22 protein-coding genes are annotated in these 18313 nt (G+C 68.8%); 11 read left to right on the top strand and 11 right to left on the bottom strand.

The features are described from left to right. Positions 1 to 14 precede the first annotated feature (14 nt). Genes T8T21_RS13030 through T8T21_RS13010 form a run of 5 tightly spaced genes read left to right on the top strand, consistent with a single transcriptional unit; the run spans position 15 to position 2598 of the window. Positions 15 to 548, top strand: a complete 534-nt coding sequence (locus T8T21_RS13030; protein ID WP_322335889.1) for a DUF6173 family protein — start codon at positions 15 to 17, stop codon at positions 546 to 548. Between the two features lie 58 nt (positions 549 to 606). After that, positions 607 to 753, top strand: coding sequence for an aa3-type cytochrome c oxidase subunit IV (locus T8T21_RS13025; RefSeq protein WP_183474632.1), 147 nt, complete (start codon positions 607 to 609; stop codon positions 751 to 753). Positions 754 to 756: 3 nt separating this feature from the next. Then, positions 757 to 1368 carry a hypothetical protein gene (locus T8T21_RS13020; protein WP_322335888.1) on the top strand — a complete coding sequence of 204 codons (612 nt, stop codon included), beginning with the start codon at positions 757 to 759 and terminating at the stop codon, positions 1366 to 1368. Between the two features lie 37 nt (positions 1369 to 1405). Next, the gene (gene mobA, locus T8T21_RS13015; RefSeq protein ID WP_322335887.1) at positions 1406 to 2020 is read left to right on the top strand and encodes a molybdenum cofactor guanylyltransferase MobA; all 615 of its coding nucleotides are present in this window, start codon (positions 1406 to 1408) and stop codon (positions 2018 to 2020) included. Further along, positions 2017 to 2598 carry a GNAT family N-acetyltransferase gene (locus tag T8T21_RS13010; RefSeq protein WP_322335886.1) on the top strand — a complete coding sequence of 194 codons (582 nt, stop codon included), beginning with the start codon at positions 2017 to 2019 and terminating at the stop codon, positions 2596 to 2598. Before mobA ends, T8T21_RS13010 begins: the two co-directional genes overlap by 4 nt. Positions 2599 to 2601: 3 nt before the next feature. Here the strand turns inward: T8T21_RS13010 and T8T21_RS13005 are convergent, their stop codons facing one another. Then, on the bottom strand, positions 2602 to 3555 hold the full coding sequence (locus T8T21_RS13005) for a hypothetical protein (RefSeq protein ID WP_322335885.1): 954 nt from the start codon (positions 3553 to 3555) through the stop codon (positions 2602 to 2604). Between the two features lie 28 nt (positions 3556 to 3583). Then, a complete protein-coding gene (gene greA, locus T8T21_RS13000; protein ID WP_183474627.1) occupies positions 3584 to 4054 on the bottom strand; it encodes a transcription elongation factor GreA in 471 nt (156 codons plus the stop codon). Between the two features lie 232 nt (positions 4055 to 4286). On the opposite strand from greA, the gene T8T21_RS12995 reads away from it, so the two are divergent. The 3 genes from T8T21_RS12995 (at position 4287) to T8T21_RS12985 (ending at position 8611) form a co-directional block, all read left to right on the top strand. Beyond that, the gene (locus T8T21_RS12995) at positions 4287 to 5957 is read left to right on the top strand and encodes an electron transfer flavoprotein-ubiquinone oxidoreductase (protein WP_322335884.1); all 1671 of its coding nucleotides are present in this window, start codon (positions 4287 to 4289) and stop codon (positions 5955 to 5957) included. Between the two features lie 108 nt (positions 5958 to 6065). Further along, positions 6066 to 7751 carry a tetratricopeptide repeat protein gene (locus T8T21_RS12990; RefSeq protein ID WP_322335883.1) on the top strand — a complete coding sequence of 562 codons (1686 nt, stop codon included), beginning with the start codon at positions 6066 to 6068 and terminating at the stop codon, positions 7749 to 7751. Continuing rightward, positions 7751 to 8611 (top strand): 4-(cytidine 5'-diphospho)-2-C-methyl-D-erythritol kinase, encoded by an 861-nt coding sequence (locus tag T8T21_RS12985; RefSeq protein ID WP_322335882.1) that lies wholly within the window; start codon positions 7751 to 7753, stop codon positions 8609 to 8611. The genes T8T21_RS12990 and T8T21_RS12985 overlap by 1 nt, the downstream gene beginning before the upstream one ends. Here the strand turns inward: T8T21_RS12985 and T8T21_RS12980 are convergent. Next, complete coding sequence (locus tag T8T21_RS12980; protein ID WP_322335881.1) at positions 8604 to 9599, bottom strand: polyprenyl synthetase family protein; 996 nt, start codon at positions 9597 to 9599, stop codon at positions 8604 to 8606. The genes T8T21_RS12985 and T8T21_RS12980 overlap by 8 nt on opposite strands. Before the next feature lie 50 nt (positions 9600 to 9649). Between T8T21_RS12980 and T8T21_RS12975 the strand changes: the two genes are divergently transcribed. From T8T21_RS12975 to T8T21_RS12965, 3 genes are all read left to right on the top strand, one after another. Beyond that, positions 9650 to 9865, top strand: a complete 216-nt coding sequence (locus T8T21_RS12975; protein ID WP_322335880.1) for a putative signal transducing protein — start codon at positions 9650 to 9652, stop codon at positions 9863 to 9865. Next, positions 9843 to 10607, top strand: coding sequence for a tRNA1(Val) (adenine(37)-N6)-methyltransferase (locus T8T21_RS12970; protein WP_322335879.1), 765 nt, complete (start codon positions 9843 to 9845; stop codon positions 10605 to 10607). The genes T8T21_RS12975 and T8T21_RS12970 overlap by 23 nt, the downstream gene beginning before the upstream one ends. 127 nt (positions 10608 to 10734) lie before the next feature. After that, the gene (locus T8T21_RS12965) at positions 10735 to 10902 is read left to right on the top strand and encodes a YdcH family protein (protein WP_183474620.1); all 168 of its coding nucleotides are present in this window, start codon (positions 10735 to 10737) and stop codon (positions 10900 to 10902) included. A gap of 228 nt (positions 10903 to 11130) precedes the next feature. Here the strand turns inward: T8T21_RS12965 and phbB are convergent, their stop codons facing one another. The 8 genes from phbB to uvrC form a co-directional block, all read right to left on the bottom strand. Further along, the gene (gene phbB, locus T8T21_RS12960; protein WP_183474619.1) at positions 11131 to 11856 is read right to left on the bottom strand and encodes an acetoacetyl-CoA reductase; all 726 of its coding nucleotides are present in this window, start codon (positions 11854 to 11856) and stop codon (positions 11131 to 11133) included. A 48-nt stretch (positions 11857 to 11904) separates the two neighbouring features. Then, positions 11905 to 12741: a patatin-like phospholipase family protein gene (locus T8T21_RS12955; protein ID WP_322335878.1), complete on the bottom strand. Its 837-nt coding sequence runs from the start codon at positions 12739 to 12741 to the stop codon at positions 11905 to 11907. Next, positions 12741 to 13916 carry an acetyl-CoA C-acetyltransferase gene (locus T8T21_RS12950; RefSeq protein WP_322335877.1) on the bottom strand — a complete coding sequence of 392 codons (1176 nt, stop codon included), beginning with the start codon at positions 13914 to 13916 and terminating at the stop codon, positions 12741 to 12743. Before T8T21_RS12950 ends, T8T21_RS12955 begins: the two co-directional genes overlap by 1 nt. A 73-nt stretch (positions 13917 to 13989) precedes the next feature. Then, positions 13990 to 14796 carry an EAL domain-containing protein gene (locus T8T21_RS12945; protein WP_322335876.1) on the bottom strand — a complete coding sequence of 269 codons (807 nt, stop codon included), beginning with the start codon at positions 14794 to 14796 and terminating at the stop codon, positions 13990 to 13992. 63 nt (positions 14797 to 14859) lie between these two features. Continuing rightward, positions 14860 to 15300, bottom strand: coding sequence for a molybdenum cofactor biosynthesis protein MoaE (locus T8T21_RS12940; RefSeq protein ID WP_322335875.1), 441 nt, complete (start codon positions 15298 to 15300; stop codon positions 14860 to 14862). 1 nt (position 15301) lies between these two features. After that, positions 15302 to 15550 (bottom strand): molybdopterin converting factor subunit 1, encoded by a 249-nt coding sequence (gene moaD / locus T8T21_RS12935; RefSeq protein ID WP_183474614.1) that lies wholly within the window; start codon positions 15548 to 15550, stop codon positions 15302 to 15304. After that, positions 15547 to 16242, bottom strand: a complete 696-nt coding sequence (gene pgsA / locus T8T21_RS12930; RefSeq protein WP_322335874.1) for a CDP-diacylglycerol--glycerol-3-phosphate 3-phosphatidyltransferase — start codon at positions 16240 to 16242, stop codon at positions 15547 to 15549. The genes moaD and pgsA overlap by 4 nt, the downstream gene beginning before the upstream one ends. A 122-nt stretch (positions 16243 to 16364) precedes the next feature. Then, complete coding sequence (gene uvrC / locus T8T21_RS12925) at positions 16365 to 18248, bottom strand: excinuclease ABC subunit UvrC (protein WP_407660059.1); 1884 nt, start codon at positions 18246 to 18248, stop codon at positions 16365 to 16367. Positions 18249 to 18313: the final 65 nt, after the last annotated feature.

Raw genomic sequence — 18313 nt, 5'->3', positions numbered from 1 at the left:
AGGAGACCGCCGCCATGGCCGACCATATCATCGCCACCGCCGCCGAGGCGCTCGAGGCCGAAGCGCTGCCCAGGTTGCGCGAGGTGCATGCCGATGGTGCCGTCGCGCCCGAGTCATTGCCGCCGGCGCTGTGCCGGCCCGCCGGGTCCAAGAGCCCGGCGCGCTGGGCCTATGAGCGGCTGATCCACTACATCCAGCGATTCGAAGCCGACCTGGCCCCGGGCGACGAGGTCGCGATGGCGATGACCGGCGGCCATTCCGGGCTGCTCAGGATTCAGGGGATGGGCTATTTCGACCCCGACATCGTGACCTTTTTCGGCACAGATGCGAGCGGCGCCAAGGCGCAGCTGATCCAGCATGTCAGCCAGCTTTCGGTGTTGCTGCGCGCCCTGCCCCGCCCGCAGCCCGAGGAACCGCCCGAGCGGATCGGCTTCCGGCTGGCGCGTGAGCTGGAGGAGGAGGACCAGGAGGCCGGAGAGACGCGGGAGGACGAGGCGCCGGGCGGGACCGGGCCACAGGGACCGGATGCCGCGCCCGAGGCATCGTGACAAGCGCCCGGATTCGGGCTAACCCCCGACCCGACACGCCAGTTGCGAGGAGCCCGAGATGGCCGACGATCAGCACCACCACGTCCCCGGCACCATGGACATCACCGATCAGGAACGCACCTTCGCGGGTTTCATGACGCTGGTGACCCGCGGCACCATCGCGATCATCGTCGCGCTGATCCTGCTGGCGCTGGTCAACGCCTGATCCATGCAGCGGCGCGTCTTCCTGATGGCGGCGCCGCTGGCGCTCGCGGGGTGCGGCAACGGCGAAGCCGTCTGGGCTCCCGACGCGATGGTCGAGCGCGCCCGCTATCGCCATGACGGGCCGACGGCGCTGACGCTCTACACGGTCAACAATCTCGGCACCGGCAACGGCGCGCACAGCGCGCTGCTGATCAACGCCTCCGAGCGGGTGCTCTTCGATCCGGCCGGCAGCTACGCGCACCCCTCGATCCCGGAGCGCAACGACGTGCTGTTCGGGATGACGCCTCAAGTGGTCGACAGCTACGTCTCCTACCATTCGCGCGAATCCTACGTGACGGTGGAGCAGGAGATCGAAGTCGCCCCCCAGATCGCCGAGCGGGCCTACCGCCTCGCCCTTGTGGCGGGCCCTGTGCCGCAGGCCTACTGCACGCGCGCGATCGCCAAGCTTCTGGGTGAGTTGCCGGGCTTCGAGGGTCTGGGCACCACCTGGTTCCCGGACAAGCTGATGAAGCGGTTCGGCGCGCTGCCCGGCGTGGTCACGACCGAGCACAACGAGAACGACAGCGACAGCCTGCGCGATGCGCGCCGTGCCGTGGCGCGGGCGCTCGAAGGCTGACCGCGCGCCCTCCCTGCACGCCCGAAAGCGAGGCCCCATGGACCAGCCGATCGAGGCACCGCCGGGACTGATCCTTGCCGGGGGCATGTCGCGCCGGATGGGCGGCGGCGACAAGGCCCTGCGCGATCTCGCGGGACGGCCACTGCTGACCCATGTGATCGAGCGCCTGTCGCCGCAGCTGCCGGCGCTGGCGCTCAATGCCAATGGCGATCCGGCCCGTTTCGCCGGTTTCGGTCTCGATGTGATCCCAGACCCCCTGCCCGGTCACCCCGGCCCGCTGGCCGGCGTGCTGGCGGCGATGGGATGGGCGCGCGCACGCGGCGCGGCCTGGGTGCTGACCGCGCCGGGCGACACGCCCTGGCTGCCCGGCGATCTGGTGCCGCGGCTGATCATGGCGGCCGATGAAGGGAACGGGCTTGCTGTCGCGGAATGCGGCGGCCGGCTGCACCCGGTCTGCGGCCTCTGGCCCGTGGCGCTGGCCGACAGGCTGGCCGCCGACATCGCGGCAGGCACCCGGCGGGTCGGGGACTGGGCCCTCGCCCAAGGCGCGGCGCGCGCGCCCTTCCCCTCGGGCGATCCCGACCCTTTCGCCAACCTCAACACGCCCGAGGATTTCGATCGCGCCGCGGCCCGCTTCGGGGACGGCGCGTGAAAGTCGAGCCGGGCTTTGCCGAGCCCGAACGCGCCCGCATCGCGGCCCTTTACTGGGAGGCCTTTGGCGCCAAGCTCGGCAGGGTGCTGGGGCCACGGGATCGAGCGCTGCGCTTCGTCGCCGCCGCGCTCGACCCCGACCACGCGCTGTGCGCCCGTGATGGCGCGGGGCAACTTATGGGCGTCGCCGGCTTCAAGACCGCGCGCGGCGCACTGGTCACCGGCGACCGCGCCGCCATGCGGAGCGGCTATGGGAGGGTCGGGGCGGCCTGGCGGGCTGGAGCGCTGGCCCTGCTGCAGACCGATGTCGACAATCGCCGCTTTCTCGTCGACGGCATCTTCGTGGCGCCCGAGGCGCGCGGGCGCGGGGTGGGCTCGCGGCTGATCGAGGCGCTGGCGCAAGAAGCCCGGGCGCGAGGCCATGCCGAGATCCGACTCGAGGTGATCGACGAGAACCCACGTGCCCGCGCCCTCTACGAGCGGCGCGGCTTTGTCGCCGCCGGGCGTCGCCCGCTCGGCCCGCTGCGCATGATCTTTGGCTTTCGCGCCGCGACCACGATGATCCGCCGGATTGGCTGAGCCCTAGCCGAAGTTGCCGGCCGCCGCACCGAGCAGCCGGAAGGCACGGCCGGTCCGGGTCTCGGCCAAATCGGCGATCTCGCCATCATCGGCGCCTTCGCAGTAATCGTCGAGCATCCGGTCGAACAGCCGCAGGAAATGCTGCACCGTGTCGCGGAAGATCGTGTCGGCGCGCATCCGTGCCGCCGCGATCCCGGCCGGGCCTTCATCATCGAGCCCTTCGGCCAGCGGCGCCACCGCCTCGCCCCGCGCGCCCTGCGCCAGCGCCCGCCAGGCCGAGGCAGGAGCCATCGGTGGCGCCAGATCGTCCATGTAGATGCCGTCCTGGCTCAGCAGGGTCAGCACATCCTGGCTCGCCTGGATCAACTGCCGGGCGCGGGTGTCGCGCAGCGCCGCACGCAACGCCGCGAAGCCTTCGAGATCTTGGTCGTTGTCGGGGAAATTCAGCGCGCGTGCCATCTCGGCGCGGCCCAAAGACGGTGCTACGGGCGCCTCGGGGGCGGCCGGTTCCGGCGCGGGTTCGTCCTGCGGCGCGGGCTCCTGCGGTCGCATCACGCCGAACCCCGCAAGCGCGGTCTCGGTCTGCCGGGCGGCGCGTTCGATGGTGGCGAGGCGGCGGTCGATCTCCGGCGAGAGGCCGCCCCGCGACTGGGTGCGCAGGCTGCGCTGCAGGGTCTGGATCTCGGCCCGGAGCCGGTGCGCTTCCTCGCGCGCGGCGCGCGAGGCGTGGCTGGCGAAGACGCCGATCCAGACCATCGCGACGGGGATCACCACGACCAGCACCGGCCCGACCAGCGGCTGGCCGCCCAGCGCCATCGCCAGCCCGGCCACCACCGCCCAGCCGAGGCTGGCCCCGGCGGCGATCCGCTCGGCCCGCCCCATCCGCTCCCAGGTCGCGGTGCCCGCGGGCGCGGCTTCGGGGCCCGCGGCCTCGTGGCTGTCGGGATTGTCGTTCATACCGCCCCCAAAAGCCGCCTGCGCGGCCTCACGAATAGCTGACGCTCAGGATCTCGTAGGATTTCTCGCCACCGGGCGTGCGGACCTCGACGCTGTCGCCCTCATCCTTGCCGATCAGGGCGCGGGCCAGCGGCGACTTGATGTTGAGACGACCCGCCTCGATGTCGGCCTCGTATTCGCCGACGATCTGGTAGGTCTTTTCCTCGTCGGTATCCTCGTCGACCAGCTTGACGGTCGCACCGAACTTGATCGAGCCGGACATCTTGGACGGGTCGATGACGTCGGCGAGGCCGATCACGCTCTCGAGTTCCTTGATCCGGCCTTCGATGAAGCTCTGCTTCTCCTTGGCCGAATGATACTCGGCGTTTTCCGAGAGGTCGCCATGCGCGCGTGCCTCGGAGATCGCCGCGATGATCGCCGGGCGTTCGACCGATTTCAGGTGCTTCAGCTCGGCGTCGATCTTGGCGAAGCCTTCGCGCGTCAGCGGGATCTTTTCCATCTTTACAGCCTTTCCCCCTGTCCCGGGGCCCGTGCAACACCGGACGTTCTAACCCCGTGGGACGGGCCGAAGTCAAGCCCGCCGCCCGGCAACGGCGACAGCCCGCCCCGCAGGGCCCGCCGCCCTTGGCAGGATAGGGCTTCGATGCCGTGGCGCCGGGTCGCAATTGTGCATGCCGGGTGCATGCGATAGGCCTTGGCGCGGAGCAGGAGAGCCAGCAGGGACACGCCAGATGACCGATACCGCCAGCCAGACCGAGACCCGCCCCGAGCGCGAGGCGATGGAATACGACGTGGTGATCGTCGGCGCCGGCCCCGCCGGGCTGTCGGCGGCGATCCGTCTCAAGCAGCTCGATCCCGAGATCTCGGTCGTGGTGCTTGAAAAGGGCTCGGAGGTCGGCGCGCATATCCTCTCGGGCGCCGTGCTCGACCCGTGCGGCCTCGACCGGCTGCTGCCCGACTGGCGCGAGATGGGCGCGCCGATTACGGTACCGGTGCGCGACGACCGGTTCTACATGCTGGGCGAAAGCGGCTCGATGCGCCTGCCCAACGCGATCATGCCGCCGCTGATGAACAACCACGGCAACTACATCGTCTCGATGGGCAATGTCTGCCGCTGGATGGCCGAAAAGGCCGAGGAGCTGGGCGTCGAGGTGTTTCCGGGCATGTCCTGCTCGGAGATCGTCTGGGGCGAGGATGGCCGCGTCGCCGGCGTGGTCGCGGGCGAGTTCGGCAAGAACCCCGACGGCACCCCCGGGCCGGGCTACGAGCCGGGCATGGAGCTCTTGGGGAAATACGTCTTCCTTGGCGAGGGCGTGCGCGGATCGCTGTCCAAGCAGGTGATCGAGCGCTTCGCGCTGGGCGAGGGCCGCGAGCCGCAGAAATACGGCCTCGGCATGAAGGAGATCTGGGAGATCGACCCGGCCAAGCATAGCGAAGGTCGCGTCGTGCACACTATGGGCTGGCCGCTCGAGAAGAACGCCGGCGGCGGGTCGTTCATCTATCACCTCGACAACAACCAAGTCTATGTCGGCTTCGTGGTGCACCTGGGCTACGCCAACCCCTATCTGCGCCCCTATCAGGAGTTCCAGCGCTTCAAGCACCACCCGATGGTGGCCGAGCTGCTGAAGGGCGGCAAGCGCGTGGCCTACGGCGCGCGCGCCATCACCGAGGGCGGCTGGCAGTCGCTGCCCAAGACCGCCTTCCCGGGCGGCGCGCTGCTGGGTTGTTCGGCGGGCATGGTCAACGTGCCGCGCATCAAGGGCAACCACAACGCCATGCTCTCGGGCATCCATGCCGCCGAGGCCGCCTATGAGGCGATGTCCTCGGGCCGCTCTGGAGACGTACTCGAAAGCTACGACACGGCGGTCCGCGAAGGGGCGATCGGCAAGGACCTCAAGAAGGTCCGCAACGTGAAGCCGCTCTGGTCGCGCTACGGCCTCACCGCGTCGCTGGCGCTGGGCGGCTTCGACATGTGGACCAACACGCTGGGATTCTCACTCTTGGGCACCTTGGGCCACGGCAAGACCGATGCCGAGGCGACCGAACCCGCCAAGGGTCACGCGGAGATTGCATATCCGAAGCCCGACGGCGTTTTGAGCTTCGATCGACTCACCAATGTCAGTTTCTCCGGCACAAACCACGAAGAAAGCCAGCCCTGTCACCTAAAATTGAAGGACCCCAATATCCCCATCGGTCGCAACCTGCCGGTCTATGCCGAACCGGCACAACGCTACTGCCCGGCCGGGGTATACGAAGTGGTTGAAAAGGAAAGCGGACCGGAGTTCGTGATCAACTTCCAGAACTGCGTTCACTGCAAGACCTGCGACATCAAGGACCCCAGCCAGAACATCGTCTGGACGGTGCCTCAAGGCGGTGACGGGCCCAATTACCCGAACATGTGATCGCGGATATCCGCCGGTCGGCGGGAACCCGCATTGCGCGGTGCCGTTGCTCTCACTAGCTTGGCCCGCGGCGATCGGGCCAAACCCGGAACGGCAGGAGCAATACGCATGGTGACCCGCAACCTCCGGGCCTTGGCCGCTATGGCCGGGCTTCTGGCGGCTACGCCGCTCTCGGCGCAATCTGATGCAGGCCCCTATCTCGCAGCACGAGCAGCCGCCGCAGCACAGGATTACTCCGCCGCGGCAGACTGGTTCACCACCGCACTGGGTTCGGACCCGACCAACCCTCTCTTGCTCGAAGGCGCAATCGCCGGGCTGCTGGCCACCGGCGAGGTCTCCGAGGCGCTGCCGCTGGCGGTGCGGCTGCGCGATTCCGGCGGCGAAAGCCAGATCGCCGACATGGTGCTGCATCTCGATGCGGCGCAGCGCGGTGCCTGGAACGAAACCTTCGAGCTGTTCGAGGCCGGTCGCAGCATCGGTCCGCTGGTCGATGGCGTGACGCGCGCCTGGGCGCGGCTCGGCCAAGGCCGGATGGATCAGGCGCTGACCGCCTTCGACGAAGTGATCAACACCAACGGGCTGCGCGGCTTCGGCCTCTACCACAAGGCGCTAGCGCTGGCTTCGGTCGGCGATTTCGAGGCCGCCGAGGAAATCCTCGGCGCCGCCCCCGACAACGGGTTGGCGCTGGGTCTGCCGGTGGTGGTGGCGCGGGCGCAAGTGCTGGCGCAACTCGACCGGGCCGATGACGCGGTGGCGCTCCTCTACGAGGCCGGGCGTGGCGCACCCGAGGCCACTGCCCTTCGCGACCGCCTCGCCGCGGGCGAGAGCGTGGCCTGGAACATCGCGACGACGCCGCTCGAGGGCCTCTCTGAGCTCTACGTCTCGGTAGCCAGCGCGCTGGGCTCGGAGCTGCCCGAGCATTTCGTCCTGCTGCATGTCCGTGTGGCTCTGGCGCTCGACCCCGATCGGGTCGACGCGCTGCTTCTGGCTGCCGGCCTTCTGGAGCAGGCCGGGCGGCATGATTTGGCGCAGGAGGCCTATGCCGCCATCCCCGCCGACGACCCCGCCCACATCACGGCCGAGCTGGGCCGCGCCGAGGTGCTGCGCCGTTCGGGCCAGCCCGCCCGCGCGCTCGAAGTGCTTGAACAACTGGCCCGCATGGCCCCCGATCTGGTCGAGGTGCCGGTTGCGCTGGGCGACCTGCACCGCTCCGAGGGCGAGAATGCCGCGGCCGAGGAGGCCTATGGCCGCGCCATCGAGATGGCCGGCGAAAATGCGGCCTGGTGGCTGTACTACATGCGCGGCATCGCCCGGCACGCCCAGGACAACTGGTCCGGCGCCGAGGCCGATTTCCGCGCCGCGCTCGGCACCGACCCCGACCAGGCCGAGGTGCTGAACTTCCTCGGCTACTCCCTGGTCGAACGGGGCGAGGCGCTGGACGAGGCGCTGGGCATGATCGAACGCGCCGTGCGCGCGCAGCCCGATAACGGTGCCATCGTCGACAGCCTCGGCTGGGCGCAGTTCAAGCTCGGCCAGTTCAGGGAGGCCGTGGGCCATCTCGAACGCGCTGCCGAATTGGAGCCTGCCGACCCGATCGTCAATGATCACCTGGGCGACGGCTACTGGGCCGTCGGGCGCCACACCGAGGCGCGGTTCCAGTGGCAGCGCGCGCTGTCCTTCGACCCCGAGCCCGCGGCGGCGGAGCGGATCCGCCGCAAGCTAGAAGTCGGCCTCGATGCGGTGATCGCCGCCGAAGGGGGCGTGCCGCTGGCGCGGTTCGCGGAGCGTCGCTGATGCCGCTCGACAAGGGTCTGGCCCCTGCCAAGATCAATCTCGCGCTGCACGTCACCGGCGTTCGCGCCGGGGGGTATCACCTGCTCGACAGCCTCGTGGCCTTTGCGGGGGTGGGCGATCAGCTCACTGCCCTGCCCGCCGCCGAGCTGACGCTCGAGGTGACGGGCCCGTTTTCGCAGGGCGTGCCGGTCGACGAGACCAATTCGGTCCTTCGTGCGGCACGGCTCTTGCAGGAAGCGCGCGGTGTCACGCAGGGCGCGCGGCTGAAGCTCGTCAAGACCCTGCCGCATGCCGCCGGAATCGGCAGCGGCTCGTCCGACGCGGCGGCGGCGCTGCGGCTCCTGTCGCAGTTCTGGGGGGTCGAGAACTTCTCGCCTTCGGATCCCGAAGTGCTTGAGCTAGGGGCCGACGTTCCGGTCTGCCTGCATGCTCCCGCCCCGGCCCGTATGCGCGGCATCGGCGAGGTGCTCGAACCGCTCCCCGCCCTGCCCGGCTGCGGGCTGGTGCTGGTCAATCCCGGTGTGGAGGTGCCCACAGGGCAGGTGTTCGAGCGGCTGGAGCGCTCCGACAACTCCGCCATGGACGCCCTGCCGGAACGGCTCGACCATGCCGGTTTCGTCGAGTGGCTCGCGGCGCAGCGCAACGATCTGCAGGCCCCGGCCGAAGCGTTGGCCCCTGAGATCGGCCAGGCGCTGAAGCGGCTGCGCGCCACGCCCGGCGTCGATCTGGCCTTGATGTCCGGATCGGGTGCCACCTGCATCGGCCTGTGCCGCGACATGGGCCGCGCCCGCCAGGCGGCGCGGACGATCCAGCTGTCCCAGATGGGGTGGTGGGTGGCGCCGGCGCCGCTGCTCAGCTGATCCGCTCGACCACGTAATCGGCCAGATCCTCAAGCATCTCGCGCAGCTCGTGATCGGGCAGCGCGCGCAGGGCATGCTTGGCCCGTTCGGCCCAGTCGAGCGCGGTACGGCGGGTCGATTCGAGCGCGCCATGCCGGTCGAGGATGTCTTGCGCGCGGTCGAGATCTCCCGTCTCGACCCGGCCCCGGCCGATGCAGCGCACCCAGAACTCGCGCTCCTCGGTGTCGGCCTTCGCCAGCGCCCGGATCACCGGGAGTGTCAGCTTGCCCTCCCGGAAATCGTCGCCCACCGATTTGCCCGTGGCCGAGGTGCCCCGGTAGTCGAGCAGGTCGTCGACAATCTGGAACGAGATGCCGAGCGCGTCGCCATAGGCGCGCAATGCGGTGACCCGCGCCTCGGAGGCCCCGGCGATGACGCCGCCCGCCTCGGTCGCCGCGGCGAAAAGCGCCGCCGTCTTGCCGCGCACCACGCGCAGATAGGTGTCCTCGGTGGTGGCGATGTTGCGCGCCGCCGTCAGCTGCAGCACCTCGCCCTCGGCGATGGTGGCGCTCGCGTTGGCGAGGATGTCGAGCACCCGCAGCGAACCGGTTTCGACCATCAGCTGGAACGAGCGTGCGAAGAGATAGTCGCCGACCAGCACCGAGGAGGTGTTGTCCCACAGCAGGTTCGCCGTCGGCCGGCCGCGCCGCTGCTTGCTGTCGTCGACGACGTCGTCGTGCAGGAGCGTCGCGGTATGGATGAACTCAACCGTCGCCGCGAGGTGGACGTGATAGGGGCCGTCATAGCCGCACATCCGCGCGGCCGCGAGCGTCAGCATCGGGCGCAGCCGCTTGCCGCCGGCCTCCACGAGATGCGCCGTCACCTCCGGAATACGCGGCGCGTGCTCGGAAGCCATCCGGGCGCGGATCATCGCGTTGACGGCCTCCATGTCGCCCTTAAGCGCTTCGGCGAGACGGTCGTGAGGTTTGGCGGTCGTGGCGAGATCCATGGGCAGCGGTCTTCTCGACAAGAGCGTCGGAACGCCCTAGCTGGTTGCGGATGAAAGAGCTTCTGCGCAGCAACGACCCGACGGTCATCGCCTTTGCCACCGCCCTTCTGAACGGCGAGGGTATAGACTGCTTCGAATGGGACGTAAACACGAGCATCCTCGAAGGCTCGATCGGAATCCTCCCGCGCCGGCTGATGGAGCGCGACGCCGACCACGCTGCCGCAGAGCGGGCGATGCGCGACAATGACGTCGATCTGGGCCGATGAGGCGCTGACCCGCGACGCCTTTCTCGGCGGGCGGGTGACGCTGCTGCAACCCCGGCAAGGTTACCGGGCCGGGACCGATCCTGTGCTCCTCGCCGCCGCCATCGACGCCGCACCGGGCGAGAGCGTGCTCGAGATCGGCTGCGGCGCGGGCGCCGCGATGATCTGCCTCGCCGCACGGGTGCCGGAACTCGATCTATCAGGGGTCGAGGTCCAGCCCGGCTATGCTGACCTGGCACGCCGTAACGCCGAGGCGAACGGCATCGCCGCCAGCATCCATACTGCCGATCTGCGGGCTCTGCCCGGCGCGCTCAAGGCGCGACGATTCGACCATGTGATCGCCAACCCGCCCTATTTCGATCGCAGCCGGTCCCGCCCCGCCCCGAACCCGGCCAAGGAGACCGCCTTCGGCGCCTCGCTGCCGCTGTCGGAGTGGATCGACGCGATGGCTCGCAGGGTCGCGCCGGGCGGCCGGCTGTGGCTGATCCAGCGGGCCGACCGCCTGCCCGAGATCATCGCCGCGCTGCATGGGCGGATGGGCGGGCTCGCGGTACGGCCGCTGGTATCCCGGCAGGGCCGCGATGCAGAGAGGGTCCTGGTCACCGCGCGCCAGTCCGGCCGGGCGGCATTCCGACTCGCTCCGCCACTGGTTCTGCACGCGGGCACGCGGCACGTGTCCGACGCGGCCGATTTTACCCCAGAGGCAGAGGGCATTCTACGTCACGGGGAAAAATTGCGCATGTAGTCTCCGGGTATTAGCAAAATTTCGCCACCCCGGCTAACAAAGGTCCAATGCTGCGCATCGAAGTGGTGACAGGATTGTAAAACCATGCTCGACTGATCCGGTCGCAACCTGACACAGGAGACTGTCCATGAGCCTGACATCGCATCTGGAGGAACTGCGCAGGAAACACCAATCCCTCTCGCGGGAAGTGGAGATGGCGCAAAGGTCGCCCGCCTCGAGTGACTTCGAGATCGCTCAGATGAAGAAACGCAAGCTCATGCTGAAGGAAGAGATCACGCGGCTAAGCCCGCACTAGGCCACCGGCGCGCCGGGGCTGTGCCCCGTCGCGCTTTGTCGCGGGGATCGGTCTGGTCAGAGGATCGTGCCATCCCCGCTTCAGAGGGCGCCCGCGCGGGAGCGACGGGCGCCCGGTTGCATTCGGGGGTCGCCATATTGGGACCTGTGCGCCTCTCAGGGCGCCGAAACGCCGAACGGGCGCCCGAAGGCGCCCGTCCTGCATGTCAAAGCTCATCCATCGCCGATCTCAGGCGAGGTACTGCCCGCCATTGGCCGACAGGGTCGAGCCGGTGATGAAGCCCGCATCCTCGGAGGCCAGGAACACCACGCAGCGGGCGATCTCCTCGGCCTCGCCCAGACGGCCCACCGGGATCTGCGGCAGGATGACCTCGTTCATCACCTTCTCGGGGATGGTGCTCATCATCTCGGTGTTGATGTAGCCTGGGCAGATCGTGTTCACGGTGATGCCGGCGCGTGCGCCTTCCTGCGCCAGCGCCTTGGTGAAGCCGATGTCGCCGGCCTTGGCGGCGGCGTAGTTGGCCTGGGCGAACTGGCCCTTCTGGCCGTTGATCGACGAGATGTTCACGACGCGGCCGAACTTGCGCTCGCGCAGGCCGGGCCAGACGCAATGGGTCATGTTGAACAGACCGGTCAGGTTGGTGTCGATCACCTCCCGCCATTGCTGCGGCGTCATCTTATGAAAGGGCGCGTCGCGGGTGATGCCGGCGTTGTTGACGAGGATCTCCACCGGGCCGTGCTCTTCCTCGACATGGGCGATACCGGCCTTGCAGGCCTCGTAATCGCCGACGTCCCACTTGTAGGTCGCGATGCCGGTCTCATCGGTGAAGGCGCGCGCCTTTTCGTCGTTGCCAGCATAGGTCGCCACGACGGTGTATCCTTCCGCCTTCAGCGCCTTGGAAATGGCGGCGCCGATCCCGCGGCTGCCTCCCGTCACCAATGCCGTTCTTGCCATCGCTGTGCTCCCTCGCCTTGCAAACTAGTCTCGCCCGACCCTCTCGCATCACGCAGGGTCAAGCAAGCCCAACTCGTCGCAGAAGACCTCCGCGTCGCGCATTCCCTGATCCCAGGTGCGACGCAGCTTGTCGGGATCGGTGAAATCGATCTTGTCGGCCGGGGTCTCGTCGGATGGCATCACGTAGCGCCGGCCCGGCACCTCCGGCAGCTTGCGATAGCGCCGGGTGAGAAGAACCAGCGTCTCGCCCGTATCGGGCTCGGGCATCGGGGCCTGGTCGGCCATGCCGCCATCGACCACCGGCCGACCGTCCCAGTCGGGCGGCTCGAAGATCGGCGGAATCACGGCGGCGGCGCAGACCAGATCGACCAGCCGGCCGTCGCGCGCCGCCTGCCGCGCATCAACCAAATCGCAGTCCAGCCCGAGCTTCGCGGCCCAGGAAAAATGTGGGGAATTGATCAGGTGCAGTTCGGCCTCGTAGGCCAGCGTCGCGGCCACGCCGCTGATCTTGGGCAGGCCGCCGGCGGGCGGATGGGCGATCAGTATCTGCAGCTGCGGCCCCTCGGCCACGCGCCGGGCGGCAGCCTCATCGAGCACCTTGGAGACGACCTTGCAGTAGATCCGCTGGTGCGGGCTGATGCCCTCCCCGTCCGGATCGAACAGGTTGCTGTCCTGCTCCTCGAAGGCGGCGCACATGGCGTCGAGCAGCTTGCGCTCACGGCCCGCGACATGGGTCGCCGCCGAGAGCGCGCCGCCGGAGACGCCGGTGATGCGTTCCGGCGCGATGGCGGCGTGGCGGCCCAGAACCTCCATGAAGCCGCCCTGCCAGAAACAGCGCAGACCGCCCCCCGAAAAGACGAGTTGTCGGGGAGCGGTCCAAGGCATCAGTCGCGCTCGACGCAGAGCGCGACTCCCATGCCGCCGCCGATGCAAAGCGTGGCGAGGCCCTTCTTGGCGTCACGGCGCTGCATTTCATGCAGCAGCGTGACCAGCACGCGGCAGCCGCTCGCGCCGATCGGGTGACCGATGGCGATGGCACCGCCATTGACGTTCACCTTCTCGGGGTCCCAGCCCATTTCCTTGTTCACCGCGAGCGCCTGGGCGGCAAAGGCCTCGTTCGCTTCGATCAGGTCGAGGTCGTCGACCGACCATCCTGCCTTGTCGAGCGCCTTCTTGCTCGCATAGATCGGGCCCTCGCCCATATAGGCCGGGTCGAGACCGGCGGTGGCATAGGCCGCGATCCGCGCCAGCGGCCTGATGCCACGGCGGTTCGCCTCGTCGAGCGACATCAGCAGGGTGGCCGCGGCGCCGTCATTGAGACCAGAGGCGTTGCCGGCGGTGACCGAGCCGTTCTTGGCGAAGGCCGGGCGCAGCTTGGCCATCGACTCGATGCTGGCGCCGTGGCGGATGTACTCGTCGGCGTCGGTCACCACGTCGCCCTTGCGGGTCTTGACGGTGAAGGCGACGATCTCGTCCTTGAAGCGGCCCGCCTTCTGGGCCTCTTCGGCCTTGTTCTGGCTGCGAACGGCGAACTCGTCCTGCATCTCGCGGGTGATCTGGTGGCGCGAGGCGACGTTTTCGGCCGTGGTGCCCATGTGGTAGTCGTTGAAGGCGTCCCAGAGGCCGTCCTTGATCATCGTGTCGGTGAGCTTGATGTCGCCCATCTTCTGGCCCTGGCGCAGGGTCTGCGCATGCGGGGCGAGCGACATGCTCTCCTGACCGCCGGCGCAGACGATGCTCGCATCGCCGAGCTGGATGTGCTGGGCCGCCAGCGCCACGGCGCGCAGGCCCGAGCCGCAGACCTGGTTGAGCCCCCAAGCCGCCGATTCCTGCGGCAGGCCGGCCAGAATATGCGCCTGACGGGCGGGGTTCTGGCCTTGGGCGGCGGTCAGCACCTGACCGAGGATGGTCTCGCTCACCTCGCCCTTCTCGACGCCGGCGCGCGAGACGACCTCCTCGAGCACGGCCGCGCCGAGCTGGTGTGCCGGGGTGTTGGCAAAGGCACCGCCGAAGCTGCCCACCGCGGTACGGGCGGCAGAGGCGATAACGACATTGGTCATGGAATTCTCCCTCACAGACGGGCCGGCACACGCCGGGGGCCCGGATCGCGGTCGAGCCTAGCAGCCTCTGCCGTCAGGGCAACGGCATTCGGCGCGCCGCGCCGGGCCGCCGCGCCGGACGGCCCCAGAGGAAGCCCTGCAGGCAATCGACGCCGATCCCTGACAGGCTGCGCGCCTCGGCTTCGGTCTCGACGCCGCAGGCGACGCTCGCCATGCCGAACTGCCGCGCCACCGCGACGAGCGCAGCACAGAGCACCTGATTGTCGGCGTCGGCCTCGACGCCGCGGATGAAATGCGCGTCGATCTTCACGAGGTCGAAGAGGAAGTCGCGCAGATGCCGGAACGCGGTCTGGCCCGCACCGAACTCGTCGAGGGCAAAGGCCACGCCGCGCGGCCGCGCCTCGGCCATGAAGCGGCAGACCACCTCCGGCAGGGTCATCGCCGAGCTCTCGGAGATCTCGAGCACCAGCCGTTCGCCGATGCCGGGGGCGCGGGCCAGCCCGTCCTCGAGCGTGCGGCGCCAGCGCCCGTCGCCGATCGAGCGCGCCGACATGTTGATCGAGAGCCTGAGCGACGGGTCGCGGCGCAGCGCCTCCAGACCCTCGCGCAACGCGGCGCGGTCGAGATCGCGGCCCAGCGCTGTCTCCTCGACGCCGGGCAGGAAGTGCCGAGCCGGCAGCAGTCGCCCGCCATGGTCGCGCAGCCGGATGAGCCCCTCGTGAAACGCCGTCGCGCCGGTCCGGGCGACGATCACCGGCTGGTAGGCCAGCTCTGTGCGCCGTTCAGCGAGCGCCGCGCGCACGAGGCGCGGGATGTCGGCCGCGTCGAGCGCCATGGCATGGGTGAAAGGATCGGTTGGGGGATCGGTCTCGGTCGGCATGAAGGCCCCTCTCGGCATCGCCCGCGATCCTGCGCGCGATGTCCTAAGAGCGGGTGAACGGCCCTACCAGCGCGACAGCGCGTCCTCGTCTTCGGGCGTCGCCTCGACCCAATGCGCGCCGGTCTGGGTCACCTCCTTCTTCCAGAAGGGGGCGCGGGATTTCAGGTAGTCCATCAGATACTCGGCCGCCTCGAAGGCGGCTCGGCGATGCGCCGCGGCGGTGGCCACCATCATGATCGGCTGCCCCACCGGCAGGGCACCATAGCGGTGGATGACCAGCAGATCCGCAAGATCCCAGCGTGCCTGGGCAGCCTTGGCAATCTCGCCGATCGCCTGTTCGGTCATGCCCGGGTAATGCTCGATCTCCATGCGGATCAGCCCGCCATCCCTGTCGCGCACGATGCCGGTGAAGCTGACAATCGCGCCGACCTGCTGACGGCCATGGCTGAAGGCGTCGAGCTCGGCGCCTGCATCGAACGGCCCCTCCTGCACCGCGACCTTCATCCTAGCCTCCGGTCATCGGCGGAAAGAACGCGACCTCGCGCACGCCGGACAGGGGCGCGTCGAACTCCGACAGCTCCTGATCAAGCGCGACCCGCAGCGCAGAGACGTCGGCGAAGGCGGCGGCGTAGCGTTCCTCACGGCCGCGCAGCTCGTCGACCAGATCGGCCACGGTGGCGGCCGTCGTCTCAACCCGCTCGCGCGGCAGGCCGATGCGCTCACGCACCCAGGCGAAATAGACGATCTCGATCACGGCGCTCGGCTCCGGCCCGGCTCGGGGGCGGGGGCGTCGCGCAGGAAGGGCAGCGCCTTGGAGAAATAATCCCAGCCCGTCACCAGCGTCAGGATCGCGGCCAGCCACAGCAGCAATATGCCGACCCACCAGCTGATCATCATGCCCCAGTATTTCCAGACCAGGCCGGCTTCGTCCGAGGTCCCGCCCGAGAGGATCGAATCGACCATGGTCTCGTCCATGCCGAGGCTTTCCATGACGAAGTAATGCTCGAAGGCCCCGGTCGAGAACAGCACCGCGATCGCCACCATCTGCGCCGTGGTCTTCCACTTGGCGAGCTTGGTCACCTTCAGCAGCCCCGCCTTGCTCCCGAGGAACTCGCGCAGCCCCGAGACGAAGACCTCGCGGAACAGGATCAGCGTCGCGGGCAGCAGGATCCACGGGTTCATTCCGGAGAAGCCGGTGATGACGAGCAGCGCGATGATCACCATCGCCTTGTCGGCGATCGGGTCGAGCATCGCGCCGAATTTCGATTCCTGCTTCCAGGCGCGGGCAAGGTAGCCGTCGACGAAGTCGGTCACCGCCGCGACGACGAAGAGCACCAGCGCGAACCAGTCGGCCCAGGGGCGCAGGAAGAACAGGAACATCACCGCGATGCCGGGGGCGGCCAGCAGGCGCAGCACGGTAAGGATATTGGGCAGGGTCCAGGTCATGCGGCTAGAGATAGCGCGCCCACCCCGGTCTTGCCATAGCCCGTCCGCCCGCGCCTGCCCTTTCGCCGATCCCCGGCCCGGCGGGCGCGGCTTTCATCGACAGCCGCGCGACTCCGACGCGGTCAGCCCTTGTCGTGGAAATGATTGTAGATCTTCTCCGCGAGGCTCTTGGAGACGCCCTGCACCGCCTCGAGATCGGCGAGGTTGGCGCGACTCACCGCCTTGGCCGAGCCGAAATGCGCCAGCAGCGCGCGCTTGCGTGTGGCCCCCACCCCGGCGATCTCGTCGAGCGGTGTGGCGCCCACGGCCTTGGCGCGCTTGGCGCGGTGCGTGCCGATGGCAAAGCGGTGCGCCTCGTCGCGCAGCCGCTGGATGAAGTAGAGAACCGGGTCGTTGCGCGGTAGCGCGAAGGGCCGCATGCCTGTGCGGTGGAACTCCTCCTTACCGTGGTCCCGATCGACGCCCTTGGCGACGCCGATCATCGCCACGTCGTCGACGCCCAGCTCGTCGAGGATCTGCTGTACCGCGCTGACCTGCCCCGCGCCGCCATCGATCAGCAGCAGGTCCGGCCAGGCCGGGCTCTCGCGGTTCGGATCTTCCTTCAGGAGCCGCGCGAAACGGCGCGTCAGCACCTCCTTCATCATGCCGAAATCGTCGCCCGGCGTGATCTCGGTGCCCTTGATGTTGAACTTCCGGTACTGGCTCTTCTCGAAGCCCTCGGGCCCCGCGACGATCATCCCGCCCACGGCGTCCGTGCCCATGATGTGGGAGTTGTCGTAGACCTCGATCCGGCGCGGCGGCGCGTCGAGCCCGAAAGCCTCGGCAAGCCCGCGCAGCAGCTTGGCCTGCGTCGCGGTCTCGCTCATCTTGCGCGCGAGGCTCTCGCGCGCGTTGCGCATGGCGCCGCCCACCAGCTCGGCCTTTTCACCACGCTGGGGCACGATGATCTCGACCCTGCGGCCGAGTTTCTCCGACAGCGCCTCGATCATCAGATCGGGATCGTCGAGCCCGTGGCTCAGGATCAGCTGTCGCGGCGGCTCACGATCCGCGTAGAACTGGCCCACGAAGGCCTGCATCACCTCCGAGAGGTCCTCCTCGCCGGAGACCCGGGGATAATAGTCGCGGTTGCCCCAGTTCTGGTTGCCGCGGATGAAGAACACCTGCACGCAGGCCTGCCCGCCCTCGACATGGAGCGCGATGACATCGGCCTCGGAGACGCCGCGCGGGTTGATGCCCTGCGCGGTCTGCACCTGGGTCAGCGCCCGGATCCGGTCACGCAACGCGGCCGCGCGCTCGAACTCCATCGCTTCGCTGGCCTCGGCCATCTGGCGGCCGAGCACCTCCTGCACCTGGGTCGACTTGCCCGACAGGAACCGCACCGCGTCCTCGACCGAGCGGGCATATTCTTCGCGGCCAATCTCGCCCGTGCAGGGGGCGGAGCAGCGCTTGATCTGATGCAGCAGGCAGGGGCGCGTGCGGCCCTCGAACACCGAATCCGTGCAGTTGCGCAGCAAAAACGCCTTCTGCAGCTGGTTCAGCGTGCGGTTCACCGCACCGGCGGAGGCGAAGGGCCCGAAGAACTGTCCCGGCCCCTTTCGGGCACCGCGATGCTTGCCGATCTGCGGGAAGTCGTGCTCCGAGATATGGATGTTCGGGAACGACTTGTCGTCCCGCAGCAGCACGTTGTAGCGCGGCTTGAGCTGCTTGATGAGGTTCTGCTCGAGCAGCAGCGCCTCGGTCTCGGTCCGAGTGGTGAGGAACATCATCGAGGCGGTCTCGCGGATCATCCGCGCGATCCGGCCCGAATGGCCCGTGGGCCGCGCATAGCTCGACACCCGCGCCCGCAGATTGCGCGCCTTGCCGACGTAGAGCACGCGGCTTTCGGCATCGAGCATGCGGTAGACGCCGGGCGAGCCGTCGATCAGTCGCAGCTGCGAGCGGATCAGCTCATGGCCGGTGAGGGGCGCGTCCGGGGTATCGGTCTTGGTGTCGGTCATGCGGTCCATATCGGCATCATGCGCGGACCCTGCAATCTAGTTGTCCCCGCGTTCCATGCAAAGCTGTCCACCGT

Origin of the sequence: Limimaricola variabilis (assembly GCF_034371605.1) — a bacterium.
Lineage (GTDB): Bacteria > Pseudomonadota > Alphaproteobacteria > Rhodobacterales > Rhodobacteraceae > Limimaricola > Limimaricola variabilis.
The sequence above is the reverse complement of the archived record's forward strand: the minus strand, read 5'-3'. Positions and strand labels throughout refer to the sequence as shown.